This is a genomic window from Arsukibacterium tuosuense (assembly GCF_900215315.1).
Classification (GTDB): Bacteria; Pseudomonadota; Gammaproteobacteria; order Enterobacterales; family Alteromonadaceae; genus Alishewanella; species Alishewanella tuosuense.
In genome coordinates this window covers 278,658-301,803 of record NZ_OBEB01000004.1, presented here as the reverse complement: position 1 = coordinate 301,803, position 23,146 = coordinate 278,658, and the positions used below count along the sequence as shown (strand labels likewise).

At 49.9% G+C, this 23,146-nt stretch carries 25 protein-coding genes; 7 read left to right on the top strand and 18 right to left on the bottom strand.

Going from position 1 to position 23,146, the window contains the following annotated elements; genetic code table 11:
- Positions 1-61: 61 nt before the first annotated feature.
- Positions 62-2,812, top strand: coding sequence for a response regulator (locus CRO03_RS10305; protein ID WP_097111544.1), 2,751 nt, complete (start codon positions 62-64; stop codon positions 2,810-2,812).
- Here the strand turns inward: CRO03_RS10305 and acpS are convergent.
- The 11 genes from acpS to rpoE form a co-directional block, all read right to left on the bottom strand.
- Positions 2,790-3,173: a holo-ACP synthase gene (gene acpS, locus CRO03_RS10300; protein WP_097111543.1), complete on the bottom strand. Its 384-nt coding sequence runs from the start codon at positions 3,171-3,173 to the stop codon at positions 2,790-2,792. The genes CRO03_RS10305 and acpS overlap by 23 nt on opposite strands.
- The gene (gene pdxJ, locus CRO03_RS10295) at positions 3,173-3,904 is read right to left on the bottom strand and encodes a pyridoxine 5'-phosphate synthase (RefSeq protein ID WP_097111542.1); all 732 of its coding nucleotides are present in this window, start codon (positions 3,902-3,904) and stop codon (positions 3,173-3,175) included. The genes acpS and pdxJ overlap by 1 nt, the downstream gene beginning before the upstream one ends.
- A gap of 64 nt (positions 3,905-3,968) precedes the next feature.
- The gene (gene recO, locus CRO03_RS10290; protein WP_097111541.1) at positions 3,969-4,652 is read right to left on the bottom strand and encodes a DNA repair protein RecO; all 684 of its coding nucleotides are present in this window, start codon (positions 4,650-4,652) and stop codon (positions 3,969-3,971) included.
- A 27-nt stretch (positions 4,653-4,679) separates the two neighbouring features.
- Entirely contained in the window at positions 4,680-5,606 is a 927-nt protein-coding gene (gene era, locus CRO03_RS10285) for a GTPase Era (protein WP_097111674.1), read from the bottom strand.
- Positions 5,596-6,270 carry a ribonuclease III gene (rnc, locus tag CRO03_RS10280; protein WP_097111540.1) on the bottom strand — a complete coding sequence of 225 codons (675 nt, stop codon included), beginning with the start codon at positions 6,268-6,270 and terminating at the stop codon, positions 5,596-5,598. The genes era and rnc overlap by 11 nt, the downstream gene beginning before the upstream one ends.
- 9 nt (positions 6,271-6,279) lie before the next feature.
- Positions 6,280-7,203 carry a signal peptidase I gene (lepB, locus tag CRO03_RS10275; RefSeq protein WP_097111539.1) on the bottom strand — a complete coding sequence of 308 codons (924 nt, stop codon included), beginning with the start codon at positions 7,201-7,203 and terminating at the stop codon, positions 6,280-6,282.
- Positions 7,204-7,227: 24 nt separating this feature from the next.
- Positions 7,228-9,027: a translation elongation factor 4 gene (gene lepA / locus CRO03_RS10270; protein ID WP_097111538.1), complete on the bottom strand. Its 1,800-nt coding sequence runs from the start codon at positions 9,025-9,027 to the stop codon at positions 7,228-7,230.
- Between the two features lie 134 nt (positions 9,028-9,161).
- Positions 9,162-9,647, bottom strand: coding sequence for a SoxR reducing system RseC family protein (locus CRO03_RS10265; protein ID WP_097111537.1), 486 nt, complete (start codon positions 9,645-9,647; stop codon positions 9,162-9,164).
- Positions 9,648-9,729: 82 nt separating this feature from the next.
- A complete protein-coding gene (locus CRO03_RS10260) occupies positions 9,730-10,659 on the bottom strand; it encodes a MucB/RseB C-terminal domain-containing protein (protein ID WP_097111536.1) in 930 nt (309 codons plus the stop codon).
- A 1-nt stretch (position 10,660) separates the two neighbouring features.
- A complete protein-coding gene (locus CRO03_RS10255) occupies positions 10,661-11,263 on the bottom strand; it encodes a sigma-E factor negative regulatory protein (RefSeq protein ID WP_097111535.1) in 603 nt (200 codons plus the stop codon).
- A gap of 36 nt (positions 11,264-11,299) precedes the next feature.
- A complete protein-coding gene (rpoE, locus tag CRO03_RS10250) occupies positions 11,300-11,875 on the bottom strand; it encodes an RNA polymerase sigma factor RpoE (RefSeq protein WP_097111534.1) in 576 nt (191 codons plus the stop codon).
- Between the two features lie 215 nt (positions 11,876-12,090).
- On the opposite strand from rpoE, the gene nadB reads away from it, so the two are divergent.
- The gene (nadB, locus tag CRO03_RS10245; protein ID WP_097111533.1) at positions 12,091-13,689 is read left to right on the top strand and encodes an L-aspartate oxidase; all 1,599 of its coding nucleotides are present in this window, start codon (positions 12,091-12,093) and stop codon (positions 13,687-13,689) included.
- A 16-nt stretch (positions 13,690-13,705) separates the two neighbouring features.
- On the opposite strand, the gene CRO03_RS10240 is transcribed toward nadB, so the two are convergent.
- Together CRO03_RS10240 and CRO03_RS10235 are read right to left on the bottom strand one after the other, a co-directional pair.
- Positions 13,706-14,143 carry a protein YgfX gene (locus CRO03_RS10240; protein ID WP_097111532.1) on the bottom strand — a complete coding sequence of 146 codons (438 nt, stop codon included), beginning with the start codon at positions 14,141-14,143 and terminating at the stop codon, positions 13,706-13,708.
- Positions 14,130-14,381: an FAD assembly factor SdhE gene (locus CRO03_RS10235; RefSeq protein ID WP_097111531.1), complete on the bottom strand. Its 252-nt coding sequence runs from the start codon at positions 14,379-14,381 to the stop codon at positions 14,130-14,132. The genes CRO03_RS10240 and CRO03_RS10235 overlap by 14 nt, the downstream gene beginning before the upstream one ends.
- A gap of 137 nt (positions 14,382-14,518) precedes the next feature.
- Between CRO03_RS10235 and ygfZ the strand changes: the two genes are divergently transcribed.
- From ygfZ to dbpA, 5 genes are all read left to right on the top strand, one after another.
- A complete protein-coding gene (ygfZ, locus tag CRO03_RS10230) occupies positions 14,519-15,490 on the top strand; it encodes a tRNA-modifying protein YgfZ (RefSeq protein ID WP_097111530.1) in 972 nt (323 codons plus the stop codon).
- Between the two features lie 10 nt (positions 15,491-15,500).
- A complete protein-coding gene (locus CRO03_RS10225) occupies positions 15,501-15,986 on the top strand; it encodes an FKBP-type peptidyl-prolyl cis-trans isomerase (RefSeq protein ID WP_097111529.1) in 486 nt (161 codons plus the stop codon).
- Between the two features lie 153 nt (positions 15,987-16,139).
- Entirely contained in the window at positions 16,140-17,090 is a 951-nt protein-coding gene (locus tag CRO03_RS10220; RefSeq protein ID WP_097111528.1) for a M23 family metallopeptidase, read from the top strand.
- A gap of 8 nt (positions 17,091-17,098) precedes the next feature.
- Complete coding sequence (locus CRO03_RS10215; protein WP_245861591.1) at positions 17,099-17,425, top strand: bactofilin family protein; 327 nt, start codon at positions 17,099-17,101, stop codon at positions 17,423-17,425.
- Between the two features lie 88 nt (positions 17,426-17,513).
- The gene (gene dbpA, locus CRO03_RS10210; protein ID WP_097111526.1) at positions 17,514-18,893 is read left to right on the top strand and encodes an ATP-dependent RNA helicase DbpA; all 1,380 of its coding nucleotides are present in this window, start codon (positions 17,514-17,516) and stop codon (positions 18,891-18,893) included.
- Positions 18,894-18,954: 61 nt separating this feature from the next.
- Here the strand turns inward: dbpA and CRO03_RS10205 are convergent, their stop codons facing one another.
- From CRO03_RS10205 to nqrE, 5 genes are all read right to left on the bottom strand, one after another.
- Positions 18,955-19,818 (bottom strand): MBL fold metallo-hydrolase, encoded by an 864-nt coding sequence (locus tag CRO03_RS10205; RefSeq protein WP_097111525.1) that lies wholly within the window; start codon positions 19,816-19,818, stop codon positions 18,955-18,957.
- 103 nt (positions 19,819-19,921) lie between these two features.
- Positions 19,922-20,134 (bottom strand): (Na+)-NQR maturation NqrM, encoded by a 213-nt coding sequence (nqrM, locus tag CRO03_RS10200; protein WP_097111524.1) that lies wholly within the window; start codon positions 20,132-20,134, stop codon positions 19,922-19,924.
- A gap of 3 nt (positions 20,135-20,137) precedes the next feature.
- Positions 20,138-21,172 carry an FAD:protein FMN transferase gene (locus CRO03_RS10195; protein ID WP_245861589.1) on the bottom strand — a complete coding sequence of 345 codons (1,035 nt, stop codon included), beginning with the start codon at positions 21,170-21,172 and terminating at the stop codon, positions 20,138-20,140.
- Positions 21,173-21,288: 116 nt separating this feature from the next.
- The gene (gene nqrF, locus CRO03_RS10190; protein WP_097111522.1) at positions 21,289-22,515 is read right to left on the bottom strand and encodes an NADH:ubiquinone reductase (Na(+)-transporting) subunit F; all 1,227 of its coding nucleotides are present in this window, start codon (positions 22,513-22,515) and stop codon (positions 21,289-21,291) included.
- A gap of 20 nt (positions 22,516-22,535) precedes the next feature.
- On the bottom strand, positions 22,536-23,144 hold the full coding sequence (nqrE, locus tag CRO03_RS10185) for an NADH:ubiquinone reductase (Na(+)-transporting) subunit E (protein WP_097111521.1): 609 nt from the start codon (positions 23,142-23,144) through the stop codon (positions 22,536-22,538).
- Between the last annotated feature and the right edge of the window lie 2 nt (positions 23,145-23,146).

The following is a 23,146-nucleotide window of genomic DNA, read 5'->3' as shown; positions in this document are numbered from 1 at the left end:
AGTAGAAATTGTTATGTCATTATGGGCGGGCCCGCAACTATTGTAACAAGCTCTGACCCTAATGACGAAAATTGCTTTACGTTACTGGATACTACTTTGCGCTCTGCTGCCCGCGGTGCTGGCCAGCGTCAGCCTGGGTAGTTACTTTGCTTTTAGCAAGGCAGAGGAATTACACGGTAACCTGGCCACTCAGGCCAGAAATATAGCAGTGCCACTGGCAATTAGCAGCGAAAAATTTCTGGCGGCCGATAATATTGCTGCCATTCAGGAATTATTAAATACCAGTCACCGCCTTAATTCACCGGTGGTCAGTAATATACTGCTGTTTGCCAACGACGGACAGGTTATAGCCAGTAGCAACCCCCAACATAAACCCGCCGCTTATCCTGCATTTAACCCTGACAACGGCAGCGCGTCCGGCCAGTTGGTGCCCTTTGAGCAAAGCCTGCTGACTTACCAGTCGTTGTTATTTAACAGTAATAAACCGGCGCAGGGCCCTTATATTCTGCTGCATTTGCAAAATGAACACATTTTGCTGCAGCAGCAACGGTATAAATTACACGTTGCCATGCTGGTGGCGGCGGTCATTATGCTATGTGTTATTTTAAGCCAGTTTGTCCGCCATAAAATTCAACCGGTGCTTAGCCGGCTGCAGTTGCAGTTGCAACAGCTGCAAGCGGGCAGTTATCAGCAGCAACAAAACGTTTCGGGCATTAAAGAGTTGGACCAGATCCAGACCGGCATTAACCAGCTCAGCGAACAGCTCACCTCGCTGGAGCAGGAAATGCAGCAGAATATTGAGCAGGTGACCAGTGACTTGCAGCTGAGTATGGAGCAGCTGGAAGTACAGAACATTCAGCTGGATTTCTCAAGGCGTAAAGCCGTGGAGGAAAACCGGCAAAAATCTGAGTTTCTGGCGAAAATGAGCCATGAGCTACGCACGCCACTAAACGGGGTTATCGGTTTTACCCGCCAGCTGCTGAAAACCCAGCTCAGCGCCAACCAGCATGATTACCTCAGTACCATACAGAAATCGGCCAACAGTTTATTGCACCTGGTAAACGATGTACTGGACTTCTCCAAGCTGGAAGAAGGCCGGATGTCGATTAATCCTGAGCCCTTTTCACTGCGTGACTTGCTGAATGATGCGACCGAGTTACTGGCTGCCAATGCCTTTGATAAGCATCTTGAACTGGTGATGATGATTGATAACGGCTGCCCGGACGACTTAGTTGCCGATCCGGGCCGGTTAATTCAGGTCCTGATGAACATTGCCGGCAATGCAATCAAGTTTACCGAACATGGCAGTATCATAATCCGGGTCAGTGCCACCTTGCTGAATGAAGACCAGCTTATTCTGCACTGCTCAGTACAGGACACCGGCCGTGGCATCAGTGAAGATAAGCAGAACCAGTTGTTTCAGGGTTTTACCAGCAGTCAGCCAACTGATCACAATAGCGGCTCTGGCCTGGGTCTGATGATTTCGCAACGCCTGGTGCAGGCCATGGGCGGCAATATTGGTTTTGAGAGTAAAGCTGCCGAAGGATCGACGTTCTGGTTTACCATTAAATGCCAGCGACACCACTTGTCGGTAGCCGAGCCGTTGCCAATTGATGTGCTTGATAGCAAAACCCTGCTGTATTTTGAGCCGCAGCAATATTCGCGCGAAGCTACCCTGAATCTATTGCACAGCTGGGGCTTACAGGTAACAGCCTGTGCTACCAAAGGTCAGCTGCAGCAGGCACTGAACCATGGTCAGCATTATGACATTGGCCTGATAGGCCGGGCGATTGCCATTAATCAGGTAAACCTGGTGATAAGTCTGGTGCAGCAAATTCAGCCCAGCTGTCACTACACCTATTTACTGATTAATACGCTGTCGCCTAATTTACGGGAAGCCATGTTAGCTTCCGGCGCCAATGCCTGTTTGCCCAAACCGACTCACCAACGCAAACTCGCCATTGCCCTGGCTAAACCATATCTGGATCAGGCTAAAAATCTGCCACTGCCGGTCGCCCAACCTAAAGCCGCCTTAAAAGTACTGACGGTTGATGACAACGAAGCCAACCTGAAACTGATTAATACCTTGCTGACTGAGCTGGTAGATCATCTGGAGTCCGCTACCAACGGTGCTGATGCCTGGCAAAAAACTACTCAGCATGTGTATGACATTATTTTTATGGATATTAACATGCCGGTAATGGATGGTATCAGTGCCTGCCAGCGGATCCGGCAAAGCTCGCTAAACGAACACACCCCGATAATTGCGGTAACGGCACATGCCGTTGCCGGCGAGCGCGCCCGACTGCTGTCGCTTGGCTTTAATGAGTTTTTGAGTAAACCATTGGATGACAAAATGCTGCATTACACCCTGCAGGAGTTTTGCCCGCTGGTAGCCCAAGGCAACCAACCGGCAGACGCTGAACAGGCTTCGACTTATCTGAGTAATAGCAGTAACGGCCTGATAGACTGGCAAATCGGCTTACAACGGGCTGGCGGCAAACCTGAGCTGGCCAAAGATATGCTGAAAATGCTGTTGAAAAGCCTGCCGGAAACCCAGCAATTACTTAACGAGGCGATTGCTGCCAATGACAGCGGTCAGCTATTGCAGCTGGTGCATAAACTGCACGGTGCCTGTTGTTATACCGGGGTACCGGGTTTAAAAAGCCTGGCAGAAACCCTGGAAACCCAGCTGAAAACCGGCACCAGCCTGCAACAGCTGGAGCCCGAACTGTTTGAACTGGATGATATTCTAACTGCCCTATGTCAGCTGGATGACGACTGGCTGGCTAAGGTTGAGCTTCCAGAATAACGGTTGCCATGGCGTAAGCCTGCTCGTCACTCAACGATAGCCAGCAATGATTCACCCCTAAGCTTGCGGCCAGTTCGGCGGCGTAGCCACTGAATTTAAGTTCAGGCCGGCCGTGCTGATCATTACTGATTTCAATATGCTGGAACGACACCCCACGGCCAATGCCGGTACCAAGGGCTTTGGCAGCCGCTTCTTTAGCAGCAAAGCGTTTGGCAAAATAGCGGCTGGCCAGCGCATGCGAGGCAAAATGCTGTTGCTCAGTGGCAGTCAGTACCCGCTTCACCAGGCCCGGCGAGCGTACCAGGCTTTGCTCTATCCGCCCTATCTCGACGATATCCGTGCCCAGGCCAATAATGGCCATTACCGCCTGGCCTCCACCATCAGCCGTTTCATCTCGGTTACTGCACCGGCCAGGCCGCTGAAAATGGCCCGGGCAACAATGGCATGACCAATGTTAAGTTCGTACATCTGCGGGATAGCCGCTATAGGCTGCACATTGTGATAATGCAGGCCATGCCCGGCATTGACGGTAATACCCAGCGATGCGGCATACGCGGCTGCCTCAGTTATTCTGCTCAGCTCTGCCTGTTGCACTTTGCTGTCGGTAGCTTCAGCATAACGACCGGTATGAATTTCAATAAAAGGCGCGCCTGCCGCAGCGGCAGCGTCAATTTGTGCTTTGTCGGCGTCAATAAATAACGACACCAGAATATTATCCGCCGCCAGTGCACTTACGGCTTCGGTCATCCGGCTCAGTTGCCCGGCGACGTCAAGGCCGCCCTCGGTGGTCAGCTCCTGGCGCTTTTCTGGTACCAGACAGCAAAACTGTGGTTTTAGCTTAGCGGCAATGCCCAGCATTTCATCGGTTACGGCCATCTCAAAATTCAGCCGGGTGCTCAGGCTCTGACGCAATAAAAAAACATCGCGGTCGATAATATGGCGGCGGTCCTCACGTAAATGTACGGTAATACCATCGGCACCGGCCTGCTCTGCCACCATTGCCGCATGCAGGGGTTCAGGGTAACTGGTACCGCGGGCCTGACGCAGGGTGGCGACGTGGTCAATATTAACACCAAGGTAAATAGGGCTCATAACGGCTCCGGTATAATGTTGTGAATGCAAATTACCAAACAAAAAAGCGAATTAAACGACTACATTACGCCGTGACAGTAAACAAGGCACGGCTATTCAGTGGTTTATCGCCAAGTAAAGGCTTTAACAGCTGGCGGCTAAGCTGCTTAGCAACCTGCAGGGTGCCACTTTGCTGCCAGTCTTGCCGGCCTATAGCCAGCAGGGCTGCACCCGGCCAGCCATTGGCCACCACGATAAAACCCTGCTCCGGCTGCCACAAGTACTGCAAATCAGCGTTAAGTGGTGTGCCAGCGGCATCGTGTTGCCAGTCGACCTGCAGCCCCAGCTCACTGAGTAGTGAAAATTCGAATTGCCGCAGGCAAGGTTCCAGCTGCTCCGGGGTGTGTTGCGCCAGATTTAACGCTGTCAGACTTTGCTGGTAATAGTTGAATAATTGCTCTGCGGCCATATCATCCGGCCACAGCCGGCATATCAGCTCATTCAGATAAAGCGCGCTGAATAAAAATTTACCATTAAATCGCACGGCAGGGGCCAGCTCATCCAGGGTTCGGATAGTTTTTAAACTGCTGCGGCCACTAAGGGCCACGGTAAATAACTGAAACGGCTGCAAGGCAAAGCGCTGTTTGCCCTGACGTTTGCGGATCACTGCCGATACTCTGCCCTGCTCAGGCATTAACAGCTGCAACAGCAGTTTTTCGTCCTGAAACGGCCGGCTATGCAAAATATAAGCTGGACATAGCGGCTGCATCTGGTTACACCTTAATCGTCATGACAGTTAATCTTCGCCATAGCCAAGGCTGCGAAGAGCGCGTTCATCGTCGGCCCAGCCCGATTTCACTTTAACCCACACCTGTAAAAAAACCGGCTGCTCCAGCATCGCTGCCATGTCCAGCCTGGCTTCAGTGGCGATGGTTTTAATCCGCTCGCCTTTATTGCCAATAACCATTCGTTTCTGACTTTCCCGCTCTACCAGTACTAAAGCAGCAATATGGAAATGCTTCTCTTCCCATTTAAAGCGTTCAATTTCGACCGTAACAGAATACGGCAGCTCATCACCCAAAAATCGCATCAGTTTTTCGCGGACAATTTCAGCCGCCATAAAACGTTGCGAGCGGTCAGTAATGTAATCTTCCGGAAAAAAGAACTCGCACAAGGGCAAGTGCCGTTGCACTACCTTGCGCAGCGCAGCCACATTGTCACCACTTTCTGCCGACAACGGCACAACATCAACGAAATTCAGCTGGCTACCCAGCCGCTGCAAATGCGGCAATAATTCTGACTTGTCTTTGTATAAATCGACTTTGTTTACCACCAGCACGACCGGCTTTTCGGAAGCAATCAGCTTATTTAACACCATCTGATCGTCGTCATTCCAGCGGGTCCCTTCCACCACAAACAGCACCAGCTCTACATCGTTTATTGAACTGGTTGCCGCCTTATTCATCAGCCGGTTGATCGCCCGCTTCTCTTCAATATGCAAACCCGGCGTGTCAACATACACCGTCTGGTAATTATCAACGGTATCAATGCCGAGGATCCGATGGCGGGTGGTTTGTGGCTTTTTTGAGGTAATACTGACTTTCTGGCCAACCAGTTTATTCAGCAGCGTAGATTTACCCACATTGGGGCGGCCAACTATCGCCACCAAACCTGCATAAGTGGTTGGCGCCGCGTGAGAGGTTGGCACAGGGTTATCGTTCATTTTTAATTTGTTCCAAAGCCGCATTAGCGGCATCTTGTTCGGCTTTACGCCGCGAACTGCCTGAGGCAGTAATAGGCTTAATACCCGGCACGGTGCAACGTACCGTGAACGTTTGCTGATGCGCTTCACCCTCTGTGGCGATCACGTCATACACTGGCAGCGGTAAGCGCAGACCCTGTAAATATTCCTGCAAGCGGGTTTTCGAATCTTTTTGCTCGCCCGGCGCAATGTGTTTTAAGCGCTCGCCGAACCAGACCAGAATACGCTCGCGGCAGGCTTCCATGCCACTGTCTAAAAAGATAGCACCTAAAATCGCTTCCAGCGCATCAGCCAGAATAGACTCGCGCCGGTGGCCACCACTTTTCAGCTCGCCCGGGCCCAGCCGCAAGTATTGGGCAATGGCCAGCTCCTGCGCTATTTCCGCCAGAGTTACCCCTTTTACCAGTGCCGAGCGCATCCGGGTTAAATCGCCCTCGCGAGTTTGCGGAAACAGTTCAAACAGCATCTGGGCAATGATCAGCCCTAATACCGCATCACCTAAAAACTCCAGCCGTTCATTATGCTTGCCTTTACAGCTGCGATGGGTAAGCGCCTGCTCCAGCAACTCAGGCCGGGTAAACTGATACCCCAGTTTATTCATTAACGGTTTAACCGGTTGTAACATCAGCCTACCTTACTCAATTTTACCCAGGCGCTCGAACCGCACGCCCACCGGCACCCAGCCGGGTAACCAGCTGTCCGGGTCTTCACTGAACTCAAAGCTCATCCAGATAAATACTGCCTTGCCTACCAGATTGTCGGCCGGCACAAAACCCCAGAACCGGCTGTCCCGGCTGTTATCGCGGTTATCACCTATGGCAAAATAGTGGCCTGCCGGCACTACAAATTCATCTATCGCCGTTCCGGGCTGCTGATGGTACTGACCTGGCCGCTCCGGCGCAGCCGGGGTCACCAGAATATGATGGCCATTTTCGCCCAGCGCTTCGTGATAACGCCGCTGCTGAAACCGGCCCTGAAAAAACTGATTATCAGGAATATGGGTCAGCGCAACCCGCTCCAGCGTGCCGCAACCGCTGGTCTGGCCCTCTGTACAGGCTTTTTCGATATACAGCTGTTTGTCGCGGTAAATAATCCGGTCACCCGGCAGACCGACAATACGCTTGATAAAGTCGACCGTCGGCTGCTCAGGGTACTTAAATACCGCCACATCACCATGTTCCGGCAGCTTGTTATGGTACAAAGTCGTGCGCCACACCGGGTCTTTTACATCGTAAGAAAACTTTTCTACCAGAATAAAATCACCGACCAGCAAGGTAGGCATCATTGAGCCAGAAGGAATTTGAAACGGTTCATATAAAAACGAGCGAAACAAGGTAATAGCGGCAATCACCGGGAAAATTGATTTTGCCGTTTCTACCACGGCCGGTTCTTTTAACAAAGTATCGCTGGTTTCTGCCGGTAGCTGAGTGCCGGCACCACTTTGCGCTAAAACCAGACGCTCACGGCGCTTAGGCGCCAGCACCAGCGCATCCAGCAGCCAGATCAGGCCACTGGTTAAGGTCAGTATCACTAATAAAATTGCAAAATAACCGGCCATGCGTTTCCCTTCTGTTTACCTGCTTTACTTGCCAACTTTCAGAATGGCCAGGAAGGCCTCTTGCGGTACTTCAACATTACCTACCTGTTTCATCCGCTTCTTACCTTCTTTCTGCTTTTGCAGCAGTTTTTTCTTGCGACTGACGTCACCACCGTAACATTTTGCTAAGACGTTTTTACGCATTTGCTTAATGGTGGTCCGGGCAATAACGTGATTACCAATTGCCGCCTGAATAGCAATATCAAACATTTGCCGTGGGATCAGTTCTTTCAGTTTTTCTGCCAGCTGCCGGCCACGGCCCTGGGCAAAATCGATATGGCTGATAATGGCCAGGGCATCAACCCGCTCGCCGTTAATCAGGATATCGACCCGCTGCATGTTCGAAGTCTGGAACCGCTTAAAGGCATAGTCCAGCGACGCATAGCCCCGGCTGGTTGATTTTAAGCGGTCGAAAAAGTCCATCACAACTTCTGCCATTGGCAGCTCGTACGTTACCGCCACCTGCCGACCGTGGTACAGCATATTAGTCTGAACACCACGTTTCTCGATACACAGGGTAATAACGTTGCCGAGATATTCCTGCGGTACCAGAATATGTGCTTCAACAATAGGCTCACGAATTTCGTCAATATCATTTACTGCCGGCAAATCGCTGGGGTTATCGACCAGCACTTTTTCGCCATCTTTTTTAATGACTTCATACACTACGGTCGGTGCCGTGGTGATTAAATCTAAATCGTACTCGCGCTCCAGCCGCTCCTGGATGATTTCCATGTGCAGCATACCGAGGAAACCAATCCGGAAACCAAAACCCAGGGCACCAGAATTTTCTGGCTCATAAAACAATGACGAGTCGTTCAGGCTGAGCTTGGCCAGCGCATCACGAAAGTCTTCGTAATCATCCGACGATACCGGGAATACACCGGCGTAAACCTGCGGCTTAATTCGCTTAAAGCCGGGCAAGGGTTTTTCAGCGCTGTTTTTTGACAGGGTCAGGGTATCGCCAACCGGTGCGCCCTTAATTTCCTTGATACCCGCGATAACAAAGCCTACCTCACCGGTTTTCAGCTCGCCGGTGTTAGTGGCTTTCGGGCTGAAGATCCCGACCTTATCAACTTCGTATACCTGACCGGTAGACATCACTTTGATTTTATCTTTGGTTTTAATGGCACCATGCTTAACCCGCACCAGTGACACCACGCCCTGGTATGCATCGAACCAGGAGTCGATAATCAGTGCCTGAGTGGGTTGGTCAGCTTCACCCTCTGGTGGCGGAATCTTTTTAACAATGGTTTCCAGCACATCTTTGATACCAAAACCGGTTTTGGCCGAGCACTGCACGGCACCAAGCGCTTCAATACCGATGATATCTTCAATTTCTTCAGCAACCCGCTCTGGCTCAGCCTGCGGTAAGTCAATTTTATTTAATACCGGAATAACTTCCAGATTCATATCCAGCGCGGTATAGCAGTTGGCAACAGTCTGTGCTTCAACCCCCTGCCCTGCATCAACCACCAGCAAAGCGCCTTCACAGGCGGCCAGCGAGCGGCTGACTTCATAGGTAAAGTCAACGTGCCCCGGGGTATCAATGAAGTTAAGCTGATAGGTATTGCCATCGTCAGCGGTATAATTCAGGGTGACACTTTGCGCTTTGATGGTAATACCACGCTCACGCTCCAGGTCCATTGAATCCAGCACCTGCTGCTGCATTTCACGATCGGCCAGACCGCCGCAATACTGAATTAGCCGGTCAGACAGGGTCGATTTACCATGGTCAATATGGGCGATGACGGAGAAGTTTCTGATGTTATTAAGTTTTGCCATGTTATCCGCAAATGTCCGAAATATACTGGGGGTACTGACAATAAGCTCAGACGCACCGGTTAACGGTACGGCTATTGTGAGACCGATGCTGTAAAAAAATTAGGGGGAATTGTACTCTATCCGCAGGCAGCTTGCTATGTGTTCTTCGTCGATGGCTCGCCAGAGGCACTGTACTGTTGTTGCACGGAGATATCCGGTAGCACAGCCAGAATACTCAGTTGCTGCTGATTGGCCATTGTTGCCCCATAATAGCGGGCAATCAGCAAGCCCGTACCCGCTCCCACAGCAGCGGCCAACATTACCCAGCCTTCTGCTGCCTGCCAGCCAAGATGAACCAGTAACGCACTGCTCATCATCAGCACCAGCGGCAGCAGATAAACCAGCAACGCCGCCGTTACCAGTTGCTGACCGGCGGTAGCGACCTTTACCTGCTCACCCGGCAGCAGTGGCAATTCAGTCGTCACAAAGAACCGATTCTGACGCGGAGTCATGGTTTTGGCGACGATACCGGTACCGCAGTCATCACTGGCATGGCAGGAATTGCATGTTGTCACCGGCGTGGTGCCCAGCCAGACACCGTCTGATTCGACGGCAAGTACCGTAGCTATTTGCTCAATCATTACACTGTTACCTGCGCGTCTCAATTATTTACTAACCTACAGTATTTACTAACAAACAGTATTTGCCAGCATCCAGCATTTGCTAGCGTACCGCAGCGGCCAGCCGCTCGGCCACATTAATACTGACCGGACCTATAACCGTTATATCATGCTGCGGTGCACTTAACATATAGATGGTGGTTGCGCCATCTCGGTACGCCTGGGTCGGCATCTGTTGACTGGGTTGAACAAATACCGATACCTGATGCAGGCCATCTGTCAACAGCCAGTAACTTAGCAGGCTTTGCTGCAACTGCGGTACAATATGCGGGTCGCTTACCAGTTGATAGCCTTCGGGTAACCAGCCAAGCTGTAATTGGTTTTCAGGCAGGACAGCGCCAGTCTGGCGGTCGGCCGGCTCAGGTAGTTCGCTGTCCAGCAGCCGTTGCAGGTTTTCAGGCAGTTCCGGACTAATTTGCATATGAGTAACCAGCCAGCGCTCCAGCGGGGCCTGTTGCTCCGACATGATATCAATCCGCAGTGGGAAACCTGATTCAACTTCAACCCACAGCCAATAACTATGCCGGCCGGCGTCATTAGCGCTGAGCCTTAGCAGTTGGGCGGTATGGCCGGACATAACAGAGCTGCTGCCTAAGACCGCAGTATACAGCTTGCGGATCTGCTCACTGTCCCGAAAAAGGATAGCGGGTAATTCTTTGATACTGTCACTGGTGGTGACCAGAGCGGGCCGGTCGGTTAAGAAATAATACACTGTGCCATCACGGCGCAATATATCAATACCGCCGGCATCAAGCGGCACAAGATGTTCAATTTCGTTGTCTCCTTTGCGGCCATGTTGCCAGCGAAAGGTTTCAACCTGGCTACCTTTAAACACCACAAAAGAGCTTTCAAAATTATACTGTTTAACGCTTAACTGAACCCGGTCAAATAAGGCCCAACCGGCCTCATCGGCCCGCAGCAAGCTGCTGCACATTAACAACAGGGTGCAACACAGACTTACTACTTTGTTCATATTACTGCTCGTTTTCTTGCTCAGTTTTTGGCTGTTGCTGTTCCATTACCCGAACTTGCTGCCGATGAGCTTGCAATAACGCCTGTAATCTGCGCTGCTGCTCCTGCATCGCCTGCTGTTCCTGCTCAGCAAAGCGGGTATCAGCAGTGGTAGAACTTAAACTGACCGGCGTGGCAAAGCCACCAATAGGGTTAGTCTGTAATACCGGGCTTGGTAACATTAAATCCTGGCCGTTGGGCTGTTGATATTGCTGCACACCCAATACCGCAAACAGTGCAACACCGGCCGCCACAGCACCCTGTGCTGCAGGTTTCAGCCAGCTACCATTTGCAGCATAACGAATACCAGAACCAATTTTTTGCAATAAATTACGACTTTGTGTCAGCCGATATGCTGGCTCATCTTGCAATAAAGCAGCAATATCTGTACTGAAATCAGCGGGTAGCGGCACCGACTTTTCCTGCCGGAAAACAGCCGCAGCGAGTTGATAGCGTTCAAGCTTCTGCTGTAACTCAGGCTGCTGTAACAACAGGTCAAGCTCAGCATCGCTGATTTGCCTGTTGTCAGTGGCGGCTGAGAGCCAATCCTGCTTTTCTGACGACATAATTTTTCCTGTCTGCTTGCTGTTCATTAATCCGGTTTAGCCTATCAATGGTTTAAGCTGAATGTCTATCGCTTCACGTGCCCGGAATATCCTGCTGCGCACGGTGCCGATTGGACACGCCATTACTTCTGCAATTTCTTCGTAACTTAACCCTTCAAGCTCTCTGAGTGTTATTGCAGTACGAAGTTCATCTGGTAACTTATCTATAGTATTAAATACCACAGCCCGAATCTCTTCCGACAGTAACAATCGCTCTGGCGAGTCCTGCTCTTTTAAGGCATCGCTACCCTCAAAATATTCGGCGTCCTCAGCATCAACATCGGTGGCTGGTGGCTTGCGGCCATTTGCGACCAGATAATTTTTTGCACTATTAACTGCTATCCGGTATAGCCAGGTGTAAAAAGCACTTTCCCCCCGGAACCCCGGCATAGCACGATACGCTTTAATAAACGCTTCCTGCGCGACGTCTGCCACATCTCCGTGATTAGAGACATAACGGGAGATTAAGTTCGCAATCCGATGCTGATATTTTTTCACCAACAGATTAAAAGCAGCTTTATCGCCTTGCTGGACCCGCTGGACAATTTGCCAATCTAATTCTTGCTCGCTCATTCTGTGAGCCTGTCCCCTGTAATACTTATTAGGTCGTCGATTTTAAATGGCCCCGGTCTGGCGTTGAAGCTCTGACCATGGCCACAATAAATAGTTCTGTATATTATGACAAAACCGCTACAATAAGCTGATCCAACAGCCCGACTGTCGGGTAATTGCAGCGGTAACCCCAAGGTTACCCAAACATTAAGGCTCAACTGGGATAAGTGTATCGCATGACACTACAAAATGAATATCATTGTGACGTATTAATTATTGGCAGCGGCGCTGCAGGCTTATCATTAGCGTTACAGTTAGCTGATCATGCAAAAGTGTTAGTGTTAAGTAAAGGGCCCTTGCGGGAAGGCTCCACCCTTTATGCCCAGGGTGGCATAGCTGCCGTATTCGATGAAAATGACAGTATCGCATCCCACGTTAACGATACCTTAATTGCCGGTGCCGGTTTATGTGAAGAGGCCGCTGTGCAATATACCGCCGAACATGCAAAAGAGGCTATGCAGTGGCTTATTGAACAAGGCGTACCTTTTGACCAGTACCATGATACCGACGGCAGCCTGAAGTATCATCTTACCCGGGAAGGCGGCCACAGCCATCGTCGTATTCTGCATGCAGCCGATGCCACCGGCCAGGCGGTGCAGATAACCCTGGTTGATCAGGTAAAACAACATCCGAATATTCAGTTGCTGGAAAATTACAACGCTATCGATTTAATCAACGGGAGTAAACTGGGCCTGGATGCTAAACGCTGCTACGGTGCTTATGTCTGGAACAAAACCCGCGCCAAAGTAGAAACCATCAAAGCCCATTTTGTGGCACTTGCCACCGGCGGCGCCAGTAAAGTCTACTTATATACCAGTAACCCTGATGTTGCCAGTGGTGACGGTATCGCCATGGCATGGCGGGCCGGTTGCCGGGTCGCCAATATGGAATTTAACCAGTTTCATCCAACCAGTTTGTATCACCCCGATGCCCCGAATTTTCTGATTTCAGAAGCAATGCGGGGGGAAGGCGCCTATTTGTGCCGGCCGGACGGTAGCCGCTTTATGCCAGAATTTGATCAGCGCGCTGAGCTGGCGCCACGGGACATTGTAGCCCGGGCAATCGACTATGAAATGAAACGCCTGGGTGCCAATTGCCTGTACCTGGATATCAGCCATCAGCCGAAAGATTTTATTATTGAGCACTTCCCTACCATTTACGCCAAATGTTTAAGCGTCGGTATTGATATCAGCCGCCAGCCAATTCCGGTGGTCCCGGCAGCACATTATACCTGCGGTGGCGTACTGACTAATCTTAACGGCCAGACCGACCTGCATAACCTGTATGCTATTGGCGAAGTCGCTTACACCGGTTTACACGGTGCCAACCGGATGGCCAGTAATTCGTTGCTGGAATGCGTGGTGTTTGCGCAGGCTGCGGCCAAACATATTGTCAGTCAGTTACCGGCCAGCGACAGTTATGCCGACATCGCGCCCTGGGATGAGAGCAGAGTAAGTGATTCTGATGAAGAAATTGTCATCACCCACAACTGGCATGAACTCAGACTGTTTATGTGGGACTATGTTGGTATTGTTCGCACTAACAAACGGTTAGAGCGAGCCTTGCACCGGGTTGAGTTGTTACAATCAGAAATTCATGATTACTACAGCCATTTCCGGTTAAGCCATAACTTGCTGGAGCTGCGTAATCTGGCTCAGGTTGCTGAACTGATTATCCGCTGCGCCATGGCGCGTAAAGAAAGCCGGGGCTTACATTATAATCTTGATTACCCCAACTTGCTCAGCAGCAGTAAGCCTACGGTACTAACACCTTAAATCTTGCACTACCCGCTTAGTTGTCCGGGTAGTTACCAGCGCCGGCTTGCCAGTTAAACTGATTAAGCTGGCGCGCCAATGCGCGGTAGTCGGCAACAGTCAGTTGGTCGGCAAGCAACCACTGCAAATGCGGCTGGTTATTATCACTTTGCCAACGCAGCAGCAGAGCAAACTCGCTGACCAGGCAGCCAGCTATCAGCTGGCCGGCAGGATAGTCGCTCTGCCACCAGCGCAGCTGGCCATTGGCCTGCAGGCTCAAGCCCGCCGCTACCGGCCCTTGCCGGTATAAGCTTACCCCATACCAATACAACAGAAAAAGTAACGGCGCAGCCAGCCAGAGGCTCACCGGCGGCAAAGGCTGGAAAGCAAATAACATAAACAGTATTAGCGCCAATGCCAGCAAACCATATTGGCGCCAGCGCGAGCGGATAATGGCGACATTACACCCGGACACGGTCAAGAATTATCGTTATCAGCGCCTGTAAAGAAGGGTCTGATGATTTAGCATGTCCCATAAACCAGGCAAACAAATCGGGATCGTCACATGCCAGTAACCGTTCAAAGTCTTGTTTCTGTTGCAGCGATAACGCATCGTAGCCTTCTTCGACAAAAGGCGCCAATAATACATCAAGCTCCAGCATGCCTCGACGACACGCCCAGCGCAGACGGGGTTTAATCATTAACTCGGTCATTCAAATTCCTTACTGCCAGCTACATTAATAAAGAAAACGGCGATGAAACAATTCTGCCGCCTTGGGGTTGAGCTTTTCACTGCAGCCCCAATGTTACATCTATCTACGCTTTGGTGATACTTCTGGTGATATAAACAATGCATACTTCCTGGTTAACCGCAAAGAGTTACGGCCAATTATCCAATCAGGTTCAGGGCCCCTTTATTGCCCCGCTGCCCGCGTTCGACATTATCAGCGTCAGTGGCACAGACAAGCACAAGTATTTACAGAGTCAGACCACCTGTGACCTTGATCAGTTAAACGATGACACCTTTTTACGCGGCGCCCATTGTGATGCAAAGGGCAAAACCTGGTCAGTTTTTCATTTGTTGCAACACCACGACGAGCTGCTTGTTGTCGCTTTTCGGGACGAGCTGAGCGCATCCGTTGCCCAATGGCAGAAATTTGGGGTCTTTTCCAAAGTAAGCTTTGCCTCCGGCCAGGATAAATTTGCCACGCTCGGTATTGGCGGCGCCGGAGCTGAGACATTAGTCAGCCGGCTTGGCTTTAAATTGCCAGGCGGCAATGGTAGGCTAAGCCGCCATAATCAAGGGGCGGTATTGCAGCTGGCTGATGAGCATTTTATGTTGATCCTGCCCAAAGCTGATGCGATAGCCCTGCTGGATAGCGACTATCCGCTGGCAGCACCAACGCTATGGTTAAAGCAGCATATTCTGCATGGGTTGTGTTATCTGGAACAGCCGCTGATTGGCGAATTTGTACCACAAATGCTTAACTTACAGGCTGTAGATGCCATCAGTTTTAGCAAAGGCTGTTACCTTGGCCAGGAAACGGTAGCCCGGATGAAGTACCTGGGCCGCAATAAGCGTGCAGCCTGGATCCTGCAGGCAGATACAGATGAAGCTCCGGCCGCAGGCTGTGATATCGAACAACAGTTTAACGAAAACTGGCGCCGGGTGGGCCAGGTTATTAACGCAGTGAATATCAATAACCAGCTTTGGTTAATTGCGGTGCTGCCTAATGATATAACGCCGGCAGACTCGTTACGGTTAAAGTCCGACAGTGCACCGGCACTGCAGTTACTGCCGTTACCTTATCCTTTAAGTTAAAGAGGTTTTCATGACCATTTCACAAGACAAAGTCGTCGCCATGCATTACACCGTTACCGATCCGGACGGTAATAAACTGGATTCATCTGTTGATGGCGAGCCTTTGGTATTTTTGTTTGGCCATGGCGCATTAATTCCCGGCCTGGAAAAAGCCTTAGCCGGCAAAGCGGTTGGTGACACCTTCACCGCAACCATTGCGCCAGAAGACGCCTACGGCGAGCGCCATGATCAATTAGTGCAATCTGTGCCTAAAAACATGTTTGAAGGCATGGAAGTTGCTCCGGGCATGCGTTTTCGCGCGGCAGGCCCTGATGGTCGTGAGCAATCCGTCATCATTCTGGATGTTACTGAAGAAGAAGTAGTCGTCGATGGCAACCATCCATTATCGGGTATTCAACTGAGCTTCGACGTTGAAGTACTGAAAGTACGTGACGCAACTGAAGAAGAATTAGCTCACGGTCATGTCCATGGCATTGAAGGCGACGAAAGTCATTAATGCATTGACATTAATGTAATTAATGTTAAAACCGCAGCTTTTTGTTGCGGTTTTGTCGTTTCTGCAAGCAATGAAAACCTTGACAGCAGCGACAAAGCACCCTATTTTGACCGCCTGTTCTGTTTTTAACCATTGTAAAAGCTGTTATATCAGATGAAAGATCGAATTATTATCTCGGTATCAAGCATCAATGGTACCCGCCATTTTAGTGTCAGCAAACTATTTAAACGCAATGCAGTAATTAGCTTGTGGTTGATCCTGTTTACCGTGATTATTACAGCTGCAGTCATTGATTATCTGCTGAAAACCGTCGACCACACGAAGAATCAACAGCAAGTGCTGGCAGTGCAGGCGGAACAATTGGCGACGGAAATCACCGAACTCAGCCAGACCCGGGAGAAATTGCAGCAGGAGCTGGCTATTAAGCAGGATGAAATGCTGCAGGTCAGCAACCGGCTGGGGGAAATTGAACTGACTCTTGGCCTGGAGCAGCAATTCCCACAGGATATTGAGGCCAGGCTGGATACAGCAACGGTTAATTCCAGTGCAAAAATGGCGATGCTACAGCTGGTTCCCAACGGCTCTCCACTGGAGTTTCGTCGCCGCTCGTCCCGCTTCGGTGTGCGAACTCATCCTATTATGGGCAAACAGCAACACCATAATGGTATAGATTTATCTGCCAATCGCGGTACACCTATATACGCCCCGGCCGATGGCGTGGTTGAAGTCGTCCGCCCCAGCAAAAATGGCTATGGCAACTTACTTAAAATTCGTCATGCCTTTGGTTTTTCAACGCTTTACGCTCACTTAGATGAGTTTAAAGTTGCCAATGGTCTGTTTGTGCATAAAGGCCAGCTAATTGCCACCTCAGGCAACACCGGTAATTCGACGGCACCACATTTGCATTACGAGATACACTTTTTAGACCGGTCACTTAACCCGCAAAACTTTATGGATTGGGATGCTAATAACTTTGACCTGGTATTCGAAAAAGAACGGAGCATTAAATGGGATTCTTTAGTAACGATGCTGCAAACCAAAGCAAGCACACAACTACAACTGTCATCGCTGCGGGATGCTCAATTATCGGAAGCCTCCGACTAAGCTGTGATATGCAGGTTGACGGCTATGTCGAAGGGGTTATCACCAGTGAAAAAACCCTGATTATCAGTGCAGCCGGCAGAGTCAAAGCCCAGGTAACCGCTGATAAAGTAATTATCAATGGCTTATTTGATGGCGAGCTTTTTGCTAATACCGTAGAAATTTTGCCTCAGGGTAAAGCAATGGGCATTGTTCATAGTGACGATTTATGTATTGAACGCGGCGGCAGTTTTATCGGTGAAACCCACCGTACCTCGCAAGATCAGGTCATTAGCCTGACCAAGCCTGAACAACAGGACGATGCTGATACTGATAACAGAATAGAGAACAAAGCCTGACCACAAAACGTCAGCATGTAAAGCTAACTTCTGCTATAATGCTGCCCCTTTGCAGGCAGCGTCCTGTTTTTTGTTACAGGATCCCAACGTGTCTGACCACTCTTTTAGCCAATTGGCGTTGCCAACGCCTTTACTGGAATGTTTAACCAGCCTCGAATACCACCAGATGACGTCGGTGCAGGCGCAGAGTCTGCCCGCCATTTTAGACGGTAAAGACGTTATCGCGCAGGCTAAAACCGGTTCAGGTAAAACAGCAGCTTTCGCGCTGGGGCTACTGGCCAGGCTGGATGTTAAGCGCTATCGGATCCAGAGCCTGGTGCTGTGCCCCACCCGCGAACTGGCTGAACAGGTAGCCGCTGAAATTCGTAAGCTGGCCCGCAATATTCACAATATAAAAGTGCTGACCCTGTGTGGCGGCGTGCCGACCCGCAGCCAGATTGTCTCGCTGGAGCATGGTGCCCATATCATTGTCGGCACCCCTGGCCGGATCCTCGATCACTTGCAGCAGCAACGGCTGGACCTGAGCAATTTAACTACTCTGGTACTGGATGAAGCAGACCGGATGCTGGAAATGGGTTTTGCTGATGCACTGAATGCCATTCTCGCTGACGTACCGGCAGTACGGCAAACTCTGCTGTTTAGCGCCACTTTCGATAAAGCCGTACGCCAGATTGCCGACTCCATTATGCAGTCGCCGGTTACAGTAACGGTGGCAAGCCCTCATACCCAAAATAGCATTGAACAACAGTTTTATCAGCTGGACGGAGTAAGCCGGGCCGACGCCGTTAAGTTACTACTACACCGGTTTCAGCCAGCCAGCACCGTGGTATTTTGTAATACCAAACGGGAAACTCAGGAGCTGGCTGATACCTTAAAGCAGGCTGGTCTCAGTGTTATCGCCCTGCATGGCGATTTAGAGCAGCGCGACCGGGAACATGCCCTGCTTAAATTCAGTAATAACAGTGTCAGCGTATTAGTTGCCACCGATGTTGCGGCCAGAGGCCTTGATATCGATAAGCTGGATTTAGTTATTAACTATCAGCTGGCCCATGATGTTGCTACCCACACCCACCGGATTGGCCGCACGGGGCGTGCCGGTAACAGTGGGCTGGCTTGTTCACTGCTAAGCGCGGATGACGGCCAGAAACTGGCGGCCTTGGCCACACAACTGGAACTTGAGATCACAGCCCAGCCGTTACCTGACAACTCGGTACTGAGCCAGAAATTAGCAGAACCGACAATGCAAACGCTGCAAATTGATGGCGGCAAAAAACACAAATTACGTCCGGGTGATATTGTCGGCGCCCTGACCAGCGGCGGCCAGATTGTGTTTGCCGACATTGGTAAAATTCAGATGCTGGATACTGTAGCCTTTGTTGCGGTTAACCGTAAGGTGGCTAAACAAGCGTTAGCACTTTTAAACGACGGCAGGATGAAAGGCAAAAAATACCGGGTCTGGCGGCTGTAACAGCAAACCCGGTTTGCTATTTACTTCGCCAGCGTTTTTTCGCTGGCGATAAACCACAAAACTACTGTGTTAACGGCTCGGCTTGCAATAAGGTATTGATCCAGCGCTGTTCAGTAATGAAATTCCAGTGCCAGTTTTGCCATTCTTCACCCAGGCCGGCCTCGACAATTTGCTCGTTAGTTAAGCCTTTTGCCTGCTGCTGCTCTACTATTGCCAGAGTTTTAACCATCATCTGATGAAAGCGCTGCAGCCCGGCTTTATCAGTCAGCTCGCCATGACCGGGGATAACCTTAGTATCATTATCGATGTTGGCCAATACATAGGCCACGTTAGCAATATAACCGCGAACCGAGCCCCCGTTATTTAAGTCAATAAAGGGAAAACGTCCCTCAAACATCATATCGCCCATATGCAGCACATTTTTATCTTCAAACCAGACGATGATATCGCCATCGGTGTGGCTGGGTGGCAGATATTCAAGGCGGATTGTCTGACCGCTCAGGTTCAGGCTTAATTGAGTTTTAAAGGTTTCAGTGGGCAAGCCGGCTCGTGGAAACGATTCATCTGCGCTCAGACGTTTAAGTACATTGGCATGCGCAACAATCCGTTTGGGTTTTAACGCACTGTTACCATTGACATGATCAGCATGCAAATGGGTGTTAATCAGAGTACCAAGCGCCTTGCCGTCGCTGAGCTCGACAAGTTTGGCATTAATTTTATCGGCCAGCTCCGCAAACTGAGCGTCAATTAATATCACTTCGTCATCACTTACCAACGCAGCCATATTGCCACCGGAACCCGTCAGCATATACAGGTCCTCTGCCAGTGGCGTGGCGTTAATTTCAACGTTGGCAAAGCGGTTAGCTAATGCAGGCAGGCTTATAATAAGTAACAGGATCAGGGTATAGGGTTGTAACCTTGGCATCGTTATTATCCTTAGTACAGGTTAAATCAACAGAATGCAGGCGGCTTGCTGTCACAAGCGCCTGTTCACTCAATAGCTTAACCTATACGCAGCGATATACCATTCAGATGATTTTATTATCTTGCCAGTACTTCTCTTTTTGCAGCCGTTTCTGTCTTTTCTCGCAGGGTTTGTCGCAATCACAGGCCTTATCAATATTAAGCTCGCCCAGGCCACCACAACTGCCAGCCAGCGTTTTACGCTGGACAATAACGCCTACTGCCATAGCTAAAACCACCACCAGGAATAAACCAAAGGTAAAAATAAATACGGCCATTGCTTACCTCACTTCGTCAGCTAAAAAGGGTTGAAACGCGTCACTGACCAGCTCAACAAAGCCGTCGTCAGTTTTAACAATCAGCAGCGCAGCAAGCTGGTGCTGGTTAGCAAATTGCAGCGCTTCTTCTGCATTCATAATATGTAGTGCTGTCGCATAACCGTCGGCAGTCATACTACTGGGATGAATAACGGTACTCGACACCGTCCGATGCTGTACGGGCGCAGCCGTGCGCGGATCGATCAGATGCGAATAGCGAATACCATCCTGCTCAAAATAATTGCGGTAATCTCCTGAGGTGGCAATCGCCATATCACCCGGAGTAATAATTCGTTGTACGGCCCGGTTACCGGCTACAGGCTTTTCAATAGCAACCCGCCAGGCACGGTCGGGCTTACTACCTTTTACCCGCATTTCCCCGCCGATATCTACCATATAATCTGTTATGCCTGATTTTTCAAGTATATCGGCTAAACGATCTACCCCATAACCTTTGGCAATGGTTGACAGGTCAAGCGCCAGCCGCGGATCTGTTTTTACCAGCTGGTTATTATCAAGGCTGATTTTATCCAGGCCTACGTAGTCAGTGATAACAGTCAGCTTGTCAGGATCAGGACGTTCAGTGATCCTGCCGCTGGCACCAAATCCCCATAGCTCAACCAGAGGTCCGACAGTAATATCCAGTACTCCACCAGTCTGCTGCCCAATTCTTATTGCTTCGGCAATAACTTTGGCCGTTTGTTCACTAATAATGTAAGGCTCAGTGGTCTGTTGCTGATTGAACTGCATTAACTCCGACTGCGGCCGGTACGTCGACATGAGTTCATTTATCAGCTCCAGCTCCTGTTCCAGCTGTTGCTGTAAAGCCTCGCTATCAACTGGCTGCAAGCTGAAAAACTTGACGCTGTAGGTCGTGCCCATGGTGCGGCCCTGCAGCTCCTGCTCCTGTGGCAACTTAGCCGCAGGTGCACAACCGCTTAGCCACAAGCTTATAAAAACTAACCAGATTAACGACAAAGGGTGAATATTTTTCATCATATTTCCTGATAACTGTCCTGACAACTTTCCTGCTTTTTAGCTAACAGCATTGCTAATAACATAAAAGGGGCAACGCAGAACGTTACCCCCTTTTGATTTAATTAGGTTGCAGTGAGTTAACCGCCGAAATCATCAAGCAGTATATTGTCGTCTTCTACACCTAAGTCTTTCAGCATGTTGATAACCGCTTTGTTCATCATTGGCGGTCCACACATGTAGAACTCGCAATCTTCCGGCGCTTTGTGGTTTTTCAGGTAGTTTTCATAAATGACGTTATGAATAAACCCGGTATAACCATCCCAGTTATCTTCCGGCTGCGGGTCTGACAACGCAACATGCCACTCGAAGTTATCGTTCTCAGCTGCAAGCATATCGAAATCTTCCACATAGAACATTTCACGCTTAGAACGGGCACCATACCAGAAGCTGATTTTACGCTTTGATTTTAAGCGGCGCAGCTGGTCGAAAAGGTGCGAACGCATCGGCGCCATACCAGCACCACCACCGATAAATACCATTTCAGCGTCAGTGTCTTTGGCAAAAAACTCACCAAATGGCCCGGAAATAGTCACTTTATCGCCTTCTTTCAGACCCCAGATGTACGATGACATCTTACCGCAAGGCAGGCTCAGATTATTTGGCGGTGGCGTGGCAATCCGCACGTTCAGCATAATAATGCCTTCTTCATCCGGATAGTTGGCCATTGAGTATGCACGAATGGTTTCCTCATCAACTTTCGACTCTAAGCTGAAGAAGTTGAAGCGTTCCCAGTCGCCACGGAATTTTTCCGGAATATCAAAGTCTTTGTACTTAACATGGTGCGGCGGCGCTTCGATCTGGATATAACCACCGGCCCGGAACGGTACTGACTCACCATCCGGAATCGCCATTTTCAGCTCTTTAATAAAGGTTGCCTTGCTATCATTAGAGATAACTTCGCAATCCCATTTTTTGATACCGAATATTTCTTCTTCAACTTCAATTTCCATATCAGATTTAACCGCAACCTGACAGGACAACCGGCAACCTTCGCGTGCTTCACCTTTAGTGATATGGCCCATTTCAGTTGGCAGGATCTCGCCACCACCTGACTTAACGTGCACCCGGCACTGACCACAGGAACCACCGCCACCACAGGCAGAGGACAGGAAAATACCATTATCTGCCAATGCACCCAGTAGTTTACCACCTGCTTTGGTTTTAATGGCTTTGTCAGGATCATGGTTGATACTAATCGTAATGTCGCCGCTTTCCACCAACTTGGATTTTGCTGCCAGGATAATAAACACCAGCATCAAAACCACTATGGTGAACATGCCAACGCCAAGATATATCTCTTGCATTATATATTCCCTCTACTGCTTTACAGTGAAACGCCAGAGAAAGACATAAAGCCTAATCCCATTAAACCCACTACCAGAAAGGTAGACCCTAAGCCGCGTAAACCAGCGGGTATATCAGCATACTTTAACTTTTCACGAATGCCTGCCAGTAAAGTAATAGCCAGTGCCCAGCCAACACCGCTGCCCAGGCCGAATACCACACTTTCACCAAAGTTATAATCCCGCTCAACCATAAAGGCGACCGCACCAAAAATAGCGCAGTTAACGGTAATCAATGGCAGGAAGATACCCAGCGCGTTATAAAGTGCAGGGAAGAATTTATCTAAGGTCATTTCCAGAATTTGCACCAGCGCGGCAATAACCCCGATATAGGTTAAAAAGCCCAGAAAGCTTAAATCAGCTTCCGGAAAGCCTGCCCAGTCCAGGGCCCCAGGCGCCAGTAACAGGTTAAACACCAGATTATTAACCGGTACCGAAATACCCAGTACCACAATTACCGCAACCCCTAAACCAAAAGCTGTTTTAATTTTCTGTGATACCGCTATGAAGGTACACATCCCCAGAAAGAACGACAACGCCAGGTTCTCAATAAAGACGGCACGCACAAATAAGCTTAAGTAATGTTCCATTC